This is a genomic window from Cellvibrio sp. ARAG 10.3, from assembly GCF_051846955.1.
Classification (GTDB): domain Bacteria; phylum Pseudomonadota; class Gammaproteobacteria; order Pseudomonadales; family Cellvibrionaceae; genus Cellvibrio.
Window position 1 is genome coordinate 439329 of record NZ_JBPYCU010000001.1, and the last position, 13686, is coordinate 453014.

The 13686-nt window shown below is 53.0% G+C and carries 11 protein-coding genes; 7 read left to right on the plus strand and 4 right to left on the minus strand.

The annotated features are described in order from the left end of the window. Nucleotides 1-8 precede the first annotated feature (8 nt). The 7 genes from ACSV5M_RS01800 to ACSV5M_RS01830 all read left to right on the plus strand — a co-directional run bounded on the left by ACSV5M_RS01800 (nt 9) and on the right by ACSV5M_RS01830 (nt 7393). Nucleotides 9-317, plus strand: a complete 309-nt coding sequence (locus tag ACSV5M_RS01800) for a PepSY domain-containing protein (RefSeq protein WP_439173752.1) — start codon at nt 9-11, stop codon at nt 315-317. Beyond that, nucleotides 318-1010 carry a response regulator transcription factor gene (locus ACSV5M_RS01805; RefSeq protein ID WP_439173753.1) on the plus strand — a complete coding sequence of 231 codons (693 nt, stop codon included), beginning with the start codon at nt 318-320 and terminating at the stop codon, nt 1008-1010. After that, nucleotides 1007-2344: an ATP-binding protein gene (locus ACSV5M_RS01810; RefSeq protein WP_439173755.1), complete on the plus strand. Its 1338-nt coding sequence runs from the start codon at nt 1007-1009 to the stop codon at nt 2342-2344. The genes ACSV5M_RS01805 and ACSV5M_RS01810 overlap by 4 nt, the downstream gene beginning before the upstream one ends. Before the next feature lie 55 nt (nt 2345-2399). Continuing rightward, on the plus strand, nt 2400-4199 hold the full coding sequence (locus ACSV5M_RS01815) for an ABCB family ABC transporter ATP-binding protein/permease (protein WP_439173756.1): 1800 nt from the start codon (nt 2400-2402) through the stop codon (nt 4197-4199). A 227-nt stretch (nt 4200-4426) separates the two neighbouring features. Then, complete coding sequence (locus tag ACSV5M_RS01820; RefSeq protein ID WP_439173757.1) at nt 4427-6550, plus strand: ATP-binding protein; 2124 nt, start codon at nt 4427-4429, stop codon at nt 6548-6550. A 30-nt stretch (nt 6551-6580) separates the two neighbouring features. Beyond that, nucleotides 6581-6943, plus strand: a complete 363-nt coding sequence (locus tag ACSV5M_RS01825) for a response regulator (protein WP_439173759.1) — start codon at nt 6581-6583, stop codon at nt 6941-6943. Further along, nucleotides 6944-7393 (plus strand): chemotaxis protein CheX, encoded by a 450-nt coding sequence (locus ACSV5M_RS01830; protein ID WP_439173761.1) that lies wholly within the window; start codon nt 6944-6946, stop codon nt 7391-7393. Here ACSV5M_RS01830 and ACSV5M_RS01835 read toward each other — a convergent pair. From ACSV5M_RS01835 to sugE, 4 genes are all read right to left on the minus strand, one after another. Continuing rightward, nucleotides 7374-8669, minus strand: coding sequence for a mechanosensitive ion channel family protein (locus ACSV5M_RS01835; RefSeq protein WP_439173762.1), 1296 nt, complete (start codon nt 8667-8669; stop codon nt 7374-7376). The two genes, ACSV5M_RS01830 and ACSV5M_RS01835, sit on opposite strands and share 20 nt — an antisense overlap. 107 nt (nt 8670-8776) lie before the next feature. Further along, entirely contained in the window at nt 8777-9961 is a 1185-nt protein-coding gene (locus ACSV5M_RS01840) for a multidrug effflux MFS transporter (RefSeq protein WP_439173763.1), read from the minus strand. A gap of 97 nt (nt 9962-10058) precedes the next feature. Further along, nucleotides 10059-13085, minus strand: coding sequence for an EAL domain-containing protein (locus ACSV5M_RS01845; protein WP_439173764.1), 3027 nt, complete (start codon nt 13083-13085; stop codon nt 10059-10061). A gap of 162 nt (nt 13086-13247) precedes the next feature. After that, nucleotides 13248-13559: a quaternary ammonium compound efflux SMR transporter SugE gene (gene sugE / locus ACSV5M_RS01850; RefSeq protein ID WP_439173765.1), complete on the minus strand. Its 312-nt coding sequence runs from the start codon at nt 13557-13559 to the stop codon at nt 13248-13250. Between the last annotated feature and the right edge of the window lie 127 nt (nt 13560-13686).

Below are 13686 nucleotides of genomic sequence, written 5' to 3' on the forward strand. Positions count from 1 at the left end.
GCAATACTATGAAAGCCGTCCGTCGTGCCGTGTTATTTGTGCTGATCACCGCTGTTGCCTTCACGGCGGCAGCGGATGATATCGGGCCGAAGGAAGCATTGCGTTTGCGGCAGGCGGGCGAGATTCTCGCGCTGGAAAAACTGCTCGACATCGCCCTCTCCCTCCACCCCGGTGCCCGTTTACTGGAGGCGGAACTGGAGGAGGATGACGGCCGCTACGTTTACGAAGTGGAATTAATTACCCGCAGTGGTGCGGTGCGCGATATTGAAATCGACGCGCGCGATGGACGCATCTTAAAAGACGAGGAAGATGATTAAATGCGCTTGCTGATCGTGGAGGATCAAGTGTCTTTGGCCGATGAATTACTGGCGGACCTCGGGCGCGCCGGTTATGCGGTGGATTGGCTGGCGGATGGCCGCGATGCGTTGTATCAAGGCGCCAGCGAACCTTACGATTTGATTGTGCTGGATCTGGGCTTGCCCGGTAAACCGGGGCTGGAGGTCTTGCGCGAATGGCGCGCCGGCGGTTTGGCCACACCGGTGTTGATCTTGACCGCGCGCGATCATTGGGCCGAGCGTATCGAAGGTTTGAAAGCCGGCGCCGATGATTACCTCACCAAACCCTTTCATCCGGAAGAATTGCAATTGCGCATCCAGTCGCTGTTGCGCCGGGCCCACGGTCTGGCGAATCAAACGCGTCTGGAAGCGGGTGGTGTGCAACTGGATGAAAGCAAACAATCGGTGCTTCATAACGGCAAGGAAATCACCCTTACTGCCGCCGAATTCAGTTTGCTGCGTTATTTAATGTTGCACCCGCAACAAATTGTGTCCAAGTTGCAATTGCTAGAGCACTTGTACGACGGTGAAACCGAGCGGGACTCCAATGTCATTGAAGTGCATGTGAATCACCTGCGCCGCAAGTTAGGTAAAGCCGTTATCGAAACGCGCCGCAACCAGGGTTATTTATTTAACGGTTTGCAAGCGGGGAATGCCACCGGCCTGGCTTTATGAAATCCATTCAACAACGTCTCAGTATTGGCCTGGCCAGTGTCTTGATACTGGTGGGACTGCTGTTGGCGCAAACCAGCCTATGGTTATTTGATGCGGGATTGCGGCGTAACCTGGGCAGTGAATTACAGCTGGATGCCGACAATCTGCTCGCTGCACTGATGCGCACGGGCGATGGCATAACGCTCAATCAAGCCCGCCTCTCGCCCGTTTATCAACGGCCTTTTTCCGGTCGCTATTTTCGTATTGAATTTTTACCATTAGATGATCTTGCCAACGCAGATTTACGTTCGCGCTCCGCCTGGGATCATGTGCTGCCCTTGCCCGACCAGGCCGGTTTACAAGCGGATCTGGCGGACGGACCGCAAACGCAAAAATTATTGGTGTATCGCGCAAACTATCGCCGCTTCGGCCAGGACCTCGCCATCATTGTTGCGCGGGACTACACCCCGGTGTTGCAAAGTTTTCAGCAACTGCGCTGGATCGGTTTGGGCGCTGGCGTTATTGCACTGGTCATCATTCTGTTATTGCAACGCCTGATCGTGCGGCGTGCCTTGCAGCCCCTGGATGTGGTGCGCCGACAGGTCAAACAATTACAACAGGGCCAGCGCACCGAGCTGGATAACCAGGTGCCGGAAGAACTTGCGCCCCTGGTGCAACAGATCAATCGCTTGTTGCAGCACACGGAAGACACGCTCAAACGTTCGCGCAATGCGCTGGGTAATGTGGGTCACGCACTGAAAACGCCGCTGGCCGTGTTGTTCAGCATCAATGCGCGCACAGAGTTGCAAGCGCATCCGGATATTGTCGATAGCATGCGCACGCAATTGAATAATATTCGGCAGCGACTGACGCGCGAATTAAGTCGCGCGCGTCTGGCCGGGGATGTCCTGCCCGGCGCGCACTTTCATTGTGCAGAGGAACTGCCGCTGTTGTTTGCCACGCTGCAACAAATCCACGGGCGCGACTTGCAGTTGCACTGGCAGACGGTTCCCGATGATCTGCGCTTGCCCTGGGACCGCGAAGATCTACTGGAACTGCTCGGTAATCTGCTGGATAACGCCTGCAAATGGGCTACAGCTCGCGTGGCGTTACACATCGAAAAAACCGCCAGCAACATTACGCTCACGGTGGATGACGACGGACCCGGTATTGCCGGTGAACAACGCGCCGAGGTATTGAGCCGCGGCACCCGGCTGGATGAACAGGTGAGCGGTCACGGTTTGGGCCTGGGTATCGTGCGCGATATTGTGGATCACCTGGCGGGCGAACTGACCCTGGCCGATAGCCCGCTGGGCGGCCTGCGGGTTGTAATCAGTCTACCCGCCCCCACCTAAGCGCTTCTGCGCGGTGTCCTGCCGCATTGACCTCAACGATTCCGGCGATTCCCCTATGCGTGGCATGCACAGCGATCCTTCACCGGCGGCGGAAAATATTCCCCTCACCCGCGCCTCCCTGAAACAAACCCTCGGTTATCTCTGGCCCTATTTGTGGGATTTTAAAGGCCGCGTGTTGCTCGCGGTGCTCGCATTAATTGCCGCCAAGGGCGCGACCTTGTTGATGCCCTGGGCACTCAAACACATCATCGACGGCGTCGACCGCAGCCTGCAACCGGAACTGGTGTTACCCCTCGCCTTTATTCTGTTTTACGGTGCCTTGCGGTTTGGCAGCGTCTTCTTTGGCGAGCTGCGCGATGCACTCTTCAGCCGCGTCACCGAACACGCGATGCGCCGCATTGGCTTGCGGGTGTTCAAACACCTGCACCAATTGGAGCTTGCGTTCCACCTCGACCGTGCGACTGGCGGCATCAGCCGCGATATTGAGCGCGGCACCAACGGCATCAGTTTTTTAATGCGCTTTTTGATGTTCAACATCGTACCGACCTTGTTTGAAATTCTAATGGTTGCGGTCATCTTTGCGCTGGCATTTTCCGTGTGGTATGCGGTGATTACCCTGGTCGCGGTGGTGATCTATATTTTCTTTACCGTGCTGACCACCGAATGGCGCAACCGTTTTGTGCGCGAAGCTAACCAGGCAGATTCATCCACCAATACCCGTGCGATTGACAGCTTGTTGAATTATGAAACGGTTAAATATTTTAACAACGAAGCATTTGAAGCACGCACTTACGATGATTTTCTGGCGAAGTGGGAATCGGCCAAACTAAAAAATCGTTTGTCTTTGTTGGCCCTGAATTCCGGGCAGGCATTGATCATTGCGCTGGCGATTACAGCGATGATGTGGATGGCGGCTGTCAATGTCCTGGATCAGCAAATGACACTGGGCGATCTGGCGATGGTCAATGCCTACATGATCCAACTATTTATTCCGCTCAACTTCCTGGGTTTTGTGTACCGGGAAATTCGCCGCGCGTTAACGGATCTGGAAAATATGCTCGGTTTGCTGAAACGCGAGGCCCGGATTGTCGATGCGCCCACTGCACAACCCCTGCGTATCACTCAGGGCGATATTCACTGGTCCGGGGTTAATTTTTCCTATCATCGCGATCGCCCGATCCTGCGCGATTTTCATTTGCATATTCCCGCCGGAACACGTGTCGCGATTGTGGGCGCGTCCGGTGCGGGCAAAAGTACCATCGCGCGTTTGTTGTATCGTTTCTATGATATTGATAGCGGCAGTATCACCATCGACGGTCAGGACATTCGCGCGGTGACCCTCGACAGTTTGCGCCGCGCGATTGCCGTGGTGCCCCAGGATACCGTGCTGTTTAACACGAGCATCCGGGAGAACATCGCCTACGGCAATCCGGTGGCGGACGATGCGCAGATTGAACGCGCCATTCGCATGGCGCACCTGAAACCTTTTATCGATAGCCTGCCCCAGGGCGATAAGACAATCGTCGGCGAACGCGGGCTGAAGGTCAGCGGTGGCGAAAAACAACGTATCGCCATCGCGCGGGTGTTATTAAAAGGTGCGCCGATTTTACTCTTCGATGAAGCCACCTCGGCGCTGGATTCCAACGCCGAAACGGCCATCCTTGAGGCCATGCGCGAAGTCGCCACCGGCCATACCAGCATTGTCATTGCCCATCGTTTATCGACAGTGGTTGATGCAGACAAGATCGTGGTCCTGGACAAAGGTCAGGTGGTGGAAGAAGGAACTCACAGTGAATTGTTGCAGCGGCAAGGCCGTTATGCGCAGCTCTGGACCTTGCAACAGCAGGAAGAGTAGAAACATAGGTCTTTGCGGTGGTTTCCAATTCGGTGGGAACCAAATGCGTGCGCTGATGATTGCCGGTGCACCAAGATGTCTGCCTGTTCACGCGAACTGCTTCAAAAAAATCGGCTCTTATAAAGCGATCTGTCGTGCAAATGCACAAGCGTGCAGCTTTTTTGCGCAAATGTGCATTGGCATAAGTTTCGCAATGGCCTTGCCGTCAGCCCTGATGAGCGCAAGCCATGTTCACATTTGATTACGGAAAATATCGCGGCATCCTTATTTCAGTTGCCCTCTTTTTATTGCTCGATGCTTCGGTTTTGTTATTAAACTTTTATATCTCGTTTGAGATTGCCGATGATGCGGTGGGGGTAAACCTCGCCGGTCGCCAGCGGATGTTGTCGCAACGTATGGCGAAAACCTTATTCGTACTCGACAGCTCACGCGAGGATCCGGTTGCATTTCAAAAAGCCTTCGATGAATTGCTGCTGAGTCAATCCCTCTTTGACGAGACCCTCAACGCCTTTATTCGCGGTGGCAATGCGCGCGGAGCCGCGCAGGAAGCGGTGACCCTGGATGCCGTCAGCGATCCCAAAGGCATGACGGCGCTACGCGAAGCGGCCACCCTCTGGGCGCCGTATCGCAGCGCGGTGCAAACCCTGATTCAGGACGTACAACAAAATAATTCCCTGGCGGAGTCGCTGCCAGCAGCTGTTGCAATGGCGCGGGCCAATAACATTGCACTGCTGGGTCATATGAACGATCTCACCATTGCTCTGGAACACCTGGCCGCGTCCAAGGCCACGCGCCTGCGCTGGATTCAGACCATCGGTATCAGCCTTGCGATTGTTAACTTCTTTATCATCATGTTCCACTTCGTGCGACAGTTGCGCGAGAGCGATGTCATCATTGAACGGGCGCGTAAGGAAACCACAGAAATTCTTGCCACGGTAAACGAAGGATTATTCCTGATCGACAAAAACCTGCGTATCGGTGAACAACACTCGGCCAAGTTAACCGAAGTGCTGGGTCAGCAGGAATTCGCCGGAAAATCGTTTCAGTCTTTGCTGGAGAATATCATTAGCGAAAAAGATGCGGAGACGGCACGGGGTTTTATCGAATTATTATTCGATCCCAAGATCAAGGAAAAGCTGATTGGCGATCTCAATCCGCTCAATCTGGTGGAAGTCAATATCGCGCAACCCAGCGGTGGCTTTCTTACCAAGTATGTGAAATTTGATTTCGCGCGCGCTTATCAGGACGGTGAGATATCCCATGTGCTGGTCACGATCCTCGACATCACCGAGCAGGTGAAACTCGAAAAAGCCCTGAGCGAAAGCCGCAAGCACAACGAACAACAACTGGAGATGCTGACCGGTTTGCTCCATACGCACCCGACGCTGCTGCATGAGTTTATTGCCAGTGCGTACAAGTGCTACAACAGGGTCAATCACATCCTGAGTTTGCCGGCCAAAAATGCCGCGTCGGTGCGCGAAAAAGCCAGCGGTATTTTCCGCGAAATTCACAATTTCAAAGGCGATGCGGCCGCGCTCAAGCTGGAATACTTTGAAAACGCAGCCCACGCTATTGAAGATGAGCTGGAACTCTTGCGCAACAAACCGGACCTGACGGGTAATGATTACCTGGGGTTGGCGGTGCAACTGGAAAACCTGATCAGTTACACCCAACAGGTGGAAACACTGATCAAAAAATTGAGCCAGTTTGCGCTGGCCAGCAGTAACCCGACGGCGGCGGCTGATCCGCGCCATGTCACCGGCAGTCGCCAGACCGATGGATGGGATCATCTGGATACTTTTGTGCAAAGCATCGCGCAGCGTAACGGCAAAGATGTCAAGTTGGTGACCAGCGGTTTGCACGACCTGAACCTGAACCGTGAACACCAGCAGCAATTAAAAGAAATCTGTATTCAGCTGCTGCGCAATGCTGTGGTGCACGGTATTGAAACGCCGCGCGAACGGGAACTGGGGCAGAAGCCTTCGCAAGGTCGCATTGATTTACGCCTGGCAAAAATCTCGGAGACCGACATGGAATTGACCGTTATGGATGACGGTCAGGGATTGGATTATGCCGCGATTCGTGAGAAAGCCATCGCCTCGGGTAAATGGCGTCTTGATGAGATTGAGTCCTGGGACAATAAAAAATTGCTCAGCCTGATCTTCAACGAAGGTTTCAGTACGGCGAAAACCATCACCAAAGACGCCGGCCGCGGCGTGGGTATGGAAGCGGTGATGAACCAGGTGTTGGCCCTGCGCGGCAAACTCACTGTATCCAGCCGGCGCGGCCACCATTGCCGGTTTGTGATTACGCTGCCGCTAATCGCCGCACAAAAAGATATTGCTGCCTGATAAACCCGTTTGACGTAACAGGATTACACGATGTTGTCACTGATGATTGTGGATGATTCCAACATTATCCGCCGCAAGATAGAACGTTGTAACTACACGGATCAATTTCATGTTGTGGCCTCCGCCGGCAATGGTGCAGAAGCCGTAGCATTGTTCAAGAAAACCCGGCCGCAGGTGGTCACCATGGACCTGACCATGCCGGAGATGGACGGCATCGCGTGCATCCAGCAACTGATTGCGCTGGACCCAAGCTTGCGCATCCTGGTGATATCAGCGTTATCCGATAAAGCCACAGGTATTGAAGCGTTAAAGAAAGGTGCGCGCGGATTTTTATGTAAACCCTTTAGCGATCAACAATTACTGGACGCACTGACCGAGTTGACCGAGGATTAAATGTCAGAACAAACCCTGCAAGTGTTTATTGATGGCGTGGTGCGTTTTTTTCAGCACACCAATGACCGGGATGTGAAAGTCGGTACGCCTTATCTGGTGGAAAATGAAAACCCCGCGGCTTATGACGTGACCGGTATTATCGGTATTTCCGGCCCCTATCGCGGTTGTGTTTATTTCACGGCGCCGCGCATTTTGCTCAAGCACCTGTTGCTCAGTATCGGCGAGATGGAAACCACCAATGAGCATATCTTTGATCTGGTGGGCGAAGTGGCCAATATTATTTCCGGTAACGCGCGCAGCACCTTCGGCCAGGAATTTATGATCTCGGTGCCGGTGATGATTGAAGGTGCGCCCAATCATATTCATCTACCGGCACAGCTGCGTTCCTACGTGATTCCGGTGTATTGGAAGTCCTACCACGCGGCGGTGGTTATTTGTTTGCAGCAATAACGTCTTGCTGCGTTGTTTCGGGCGTGCTGGCCATCCGCGCCCCGATTTGTTGTAAATCATAACCGGTAGGTGTCTGGTGAATGCGTAAACCAAATTCCGGAATCACCGCAAATACATGGTCAAAGATGTCGGCCTGGATACCTTCGTAAGCGACCCAGTTAATATCGTTAGCAAACGCATAGATTTCCATCGGAATACCGTTGGCACCCGGCTCCAGCTGACGCACCATCAAGGTCATATTTTCCTGGTGTATCTTTTTGTGTGCACGCAGATAAGCAGTAAGGTAAGCACGAAAAGTCCCCAGGTTCGTCAGCTTGCGACCATTTACCGGCGACTCAGGATCAATATTATGTTCTTTATTGTATTCCGCGATTTCGCGCACCTTATTTTCAATATAATCCGTCAGCAACTGCGCGCGGCGTAAACGCTTGAGTGCGTCTTCATCCAGAAATGTTACGCTGGTTGCATCAATGTTAACGGCACGTTTGATGCGCCGGCCACCGGACTCGGTCATGCCGCGCCAGTTTTTAAACGAATCGGAGATCAACGCATACGCGGGAATGGTGGTGATGGTTTTATCCCAGTTGCGCACTTTTACCGTGGTCAGGCTGATATCAATCACATCACCGTCCGCGCCGTACTTGGGCATCTCCAGCCAGTCACCAACCGCCAGCATATCGTTGGCCGACAACTGAATGCCCGCCACCAGTCCCATGATCGGATCTTTAAATACCAACAGCAATACAGCCGTCATGGCACCGAGGCTGCTGAATAAGATGACCGGCGATTTACCGATTAACAGTGAGATGGCAAAGATGATGGTGACCAGCGCACTGATCAATTTAATACTTTGAAAGATGCCGCGTAGCGGAAAGCGGCGTCCGTAAGGTGTGGAGATAACCACATCTTCCAGCGTATCCAGCAGCGCAAAGAGTGACAGCAAAGCGTAAAGCAGCACCCACAAGTGCGTGACAACTTCAATCACCGCCAGCGCATCGGAATCGCTGTTGAGCCAGATGCGCGCCTGGGTATAAATAATAAAACCCTGTAAGGTCAGCGCAAGACGACTGAATAATTTGTTCTGGAATAACGCGCGCTGCCATAAGCGTTGCGATTGCGACGCGCGGTGGCTGATCAGGCGAATCACCACGCGGTGAAGGATAAAATGGATAACCAGCGATGTAACGGCGATGATGCCGATAACCATAAAAAAATACACCAGCTCGGCGTGTTGCAGCTCCAGGCTTTCCAGCCAATTGACCAATTCGTTCTTCATCGCAACCTCGGCGTTCAATGTCCTGTTAAGGGAAAATGAGGAGCTGGATGATACACAAAAATCAACTGAACTTCAGGGCAACCTGCCGCACTGTGATTAACGGCCATTTATTCTGCGGCTTGCGCGCGTCGCACGAAAATCCAGATCTGGCAACACAGGACACCCAGAACGCCCCCAAGCATCAACAGCGAAAAGGGCAGCGCGGTGCCGGTATACAACCAGGCGAGCAAAGGGCCGGCCAGTGCGCCGCTGCCAAAGCGCAGGGTGCCAGTTACTGCCGTTGCGGTGCCCGAGTGATCGGGAAATTTCATGATGATCATGGCATCCGTATTGGTAGAAATTAATCCCAGGCTCGCCATCAATGGCCCCACCGTAAGCACGGTGTACCACAAACTCATGTTGAGATAATTAAAGAGGCACAGCAAGCTGGCACTGATAAGCGCAATGCCGAGGCCGATACGCAACATGCGCGGTGAACCTAACCGGCTGACCACACGACTGTTGATAAAATTCGCCAGCATCAACATCATGACATTCATACCGAACAGGATACCGAAATGTTGTTCGCTTACGCCGAAATACTTGATGTAGATAAACGGCATCGCGGTCAGAAAACAAAAGAACGCAAACGACGAAAACATGATGGTGATAATTAACGGACGCGCGGAATGATGGGCAAAGACAGTGCGATAGCCTTGTAAAAAATTTACGCGACGCGAACTGTCTTTGGCTTTTATCTCTGGCAGAAAACGCCAGGCAAAAACAATAATCAGCCCTGCGTAAATGGCTTGTGCAATAAAAATAAAATGCCAGCTGCTCAGCCACATGATCGCACTGCCCATGGCCGGTGCCAGCAAGGGCGCGAGCATCATGATCATCGACATATACGACATGCCCTTGGCGGTGTGTTCGCGGTAAAGGTAGCGAATAATACCGGGCACCACGACCGAAGACGCGGCGCCGCTGAGTGCTTGCACGGTGCGCCACGTCAGGAACCATTCGATGCTGTCCACCTGGCTCAGCGCCAGGCTCGCCAGTGCGAATCCACTCAGGCCGAACAGTGCCAATGGGCGCCGGCCCAGAGCGTCTGCCAAAGGGCCGAATAACAACATACTGGCGCCGTAAGCGGCGAGAAAAATACTGAGTGATTGCTGGACAGAGCCGATGTGGGTACTCATGTCCTGGGCCATGGCAGGCATGGCGGGAAGATACATATCCACCGCCAGGGGTGTAGTGGCGATCATCGCAGCCAGCAGGAGAATCAGCCAGGGGGAAAGGGGTTTTTCAGTCATGTAGAGTCCTCGAAATACACCCACATCATACGCCGCAGGTCATCGGCTAACGAGCAGGGGCAGCGAGGGCTTTTGGACGAAAATTTCGATCAATGGCTTATTGGACCAGGAACAAGCGGGCAAAGTCATCGGCAGGCACGGGTTTGGAGAATAAATAACCCTGGGCGTAATCGCACCCTGCCGCCGCCAGCAAATCACATTGCTGTTGGGTTTCCACGCCTTCAGCAATGACTTTGATGCCCAGCTTATGGGCCATGACGATGATGGCTTCACACAGTGCAAATTCTTCTGTGTCGGTGTGCAGGTTACGCACAAATGACTGATCGATCTTCAGATAATCGATATCGAATTTTTTTAGATAAGCCAACGAAGAATAACCGGTGCCGAAATCATCCAGCGACACCTGAATACCCGCATCGCGAAAAGCGAGCAGTTTTTCATGCACGGCGTGATTAGCGTCGAGCAACAAACCTTCGGTGATTTCAATATTGACAGCATTACCGGATAAGCCCAGTTGCTGAATATGCTGAAACCAGTGCGACAGGTTATTGTTTTCATCGCGAAACTGTATTGGCGATTTGTTCACACTGACTTGCACGTCGATGTTGTGCCAATCACGCCAGCGGGCCACTTGCGACATGGCTTCGCGGAACACCCAATCACCGATATCAATAATCATCCCGGTGTCCTCTGCCAGCGGAATAAATTCATCCGGTGGCACCAGCCCGCGCGCAGGATGCTGCCAACGAATCAAGGCTTCCGCTTTGGTGATGGTGTTATGGTGTAAATCCACAATCGGTTGGTAGTACAACATAAATTGTGCGTCATTGAGGGCGTTGCGCATGTCGTTGATCAGACGCATTCGATTACGCGCGGCTTCCTGCATGGACGCGGTGAAATAATTAAAACGGTTGCGCCCCTGGCTTTTGGCTGCATACATGGCCTGGTCTGCATTTTTCAGCAGGGTATCAATATCCCGCGCATCGTTTGGATATAAGGTGATGCCGATACTGGTGGAGATATAGGCAGTATCGGCGCCCAATTGAAACGGCTCGGTTAATTTGCGCAAGATCGCTTCCGCAATACGCTCAACATTTTCGGTGTTTTCCAGATCGCTGAGGATCACGGTAAATTCGTCGCCACCCAAACGCGCTACTGTATCGGTATCGCGTACGCAATGACGTAAGCGCTCAGCAGTTTCCTGCAATAATTTATCACCCATGTCGTGACCGAGGGTGTCGTTAACTTCCTTGAATAAATCCAGGTCCAGAAATAACAGCGCAATGGGTTGATGCGTGCGAACCGATTTTTTTATTTCCTGTTCCAGATGATCCAGGAACATGCGGCGATTGGGCAATTGTGTGAGTTGATCAAAGTTGGCCTGATTCCAGATAATTTCTTCCGACTGTTTTTTGTCGGTGATATCGGAAAAGAGCGCAACACGGCGGTATGCTTTGCCTTCGCTGTTCAAGATGGTATTCATGGTCAGCCAAATGGCAAAGTCTTCACCATTTTTACGGCGGCACCAGGTTTCTCCACGCCAACGGCCATTGGTTTTCATGCTTTCGCGCAGGTTGGTGTAAAGCGTAGAGCGCTCGGAGTCGGTACTGAGTATGCCCGCATACTGGCCGATAATTTCTTCCGATGTATATTGGGTCAGTTCGGTAAAAGCGGGATTGATGTTGATGACATTGCCCGTACAGGCATCCATTACCATCATGGCTTCGCTGCTATTGTCATACACCATGGATGCCAATTGCATGGATTCTTCGGCTTGCTTGCGTTCGGTGATATCCGTATGCGTGCCGCACATGCGCAAAGGTTTACCGTCGCTGCTGTAACTGACCACCTTGGCGCAGTCCTGAATCCAGCGATAATCCCCCAGTTTGGTTTGCATGCGGTATTCGACTTTGTGCTGCGGTGTCTCGCCTGCCAGATGACGAGTGATGGATTCCCAGGCGAGTGAGCGATCATCCGGATGAATAAAATCAATCCATTGTTTTACTGTGTGTTGAATTTCCTCGTGGGTGTACCCGAGCATCTCGGCCCAGCGCGCATTCCGCTCGACCTTGTTGTTGACAATATCCCAATCCCAAAAACCCAGTTCGCCACCGGCCAACACCAGGGTTAATTGCTCCTCGCTGGCCCGCAATGCCAGTTCAGCAAGTTTCTGTTGGGTAGTATCCAGCAGGCCGGCAATAAAAAACTGCACTTGCCCGTGGTTGCGGTAGCAGGACACAGTCAAATGGACGTAGAGCACACGGCCGTCTTTGCAGACGAAACGTTTATCCAGATCGTAGCTCTCGATGTCACCGGTCAACACGCGTTGAAATTGTTCGACATCTTTGTCGAGATCATCGGGGTGCGTGATATCGGCCCAGGTGAGCTTACTGAGTTCGGCTTCGCTGTAGCCGATCATTTCGCATAAACGCGGGTTGACCCGCAGCCAGCGTTTATCAACAGAGGTGATGGCAATACCGATGTTGCCGAAATCAAACTGCGAGCGAAACAGGAATTCATTTTCTGCCAGTGCCTCAATCACTTGTTTACGTTCGAGTCGGCCCGCAAAGAGCGTACCTAACAAGGTCGTGGCCAGGGGATAGACGATCAGCACCGGCAAACCAACATCGGCCAGCACTTCAAGCGCGGTGGTGAGCGGCAAGGTGAACATCAGCACCAGCATCACCAGGTGGATCACCAGGCCGAAAAGATAAAGTTCACCTGTGGAGATGCGCACCAACTCCCGAAAGCGAAAGTGTCGCCAGGCGATACCGATAAAGCCGGAAGCCATTATCACCAGCACGCCGGTAAACGCGGCGGCACCTCCCTGATACAGGCGCAAGGCCGCTGCCATGAGCATGGCAATCAGGGTCGGCAATGGGCCAAAGAACAAACCGGCAATGCCGAGCAGTACTGAACGTGTATCGAACACTATGCCCGGTGCAAATTCCCAGGGTGTCAGCATGATAACGGTAGCGGTAATACCCAGTCCGATACCGATCATGATCTTCCACCACAGCAGCCGCTCGGTGCGTTTGCGGTCAGTGGCGAGATCATAGATAAAGATCATCGCCAACAGGAGTGCAGCATTGTGGGTCAGGGCGAGAAGGCTGGCGCTGTCCATGGAATATCTAAGGTGCCTTATGCAGGAAACAGGGTTGGCTCAGTCATTATCGTCAACGTAATGCAATTAAGTGTATGGCACGAAGTTAAAATCGGCCAGAATTCTACCGGGCGACATTGTATCGCCCCTACATGAAGGTCGACGGAGCAAGATCCTGCCGGATTACGCCAGCTTTAACCCGGCAATACCTATCAATATCAATCCCACCGATATCAACCGCAGCGGCGACACGGATTCGCCAAACAGCAGCACCCCCAGCGTTACCGTACCCAGCGCACCAATACCGCTCCATACCGCGTAGGCCGTGCCCAAAGGCAACTGGCGCAATGACAGGCCGAGTAACGTCAGGCTGGCGATCAAGGCACACACGGTGAGTACACTCGGCCACAGCCGGGTAAAGCCCTCGCTGTATTTCAAGCCAAGCGCCCAGGCGATTTCAAACAGGCCGGCAAAAAGAAGTAATAACCAGGACATGGGGCAACCTCACACACTACAGGGTCGTCCCCGAAAAAAGCAGAACGCGCGAGGTCGTCCCCGCGCGCGAAAAAAAATTGTCTCACTTGATGGTATCAATGGCAACCTGTTGAGGGCGTTGAAGAAT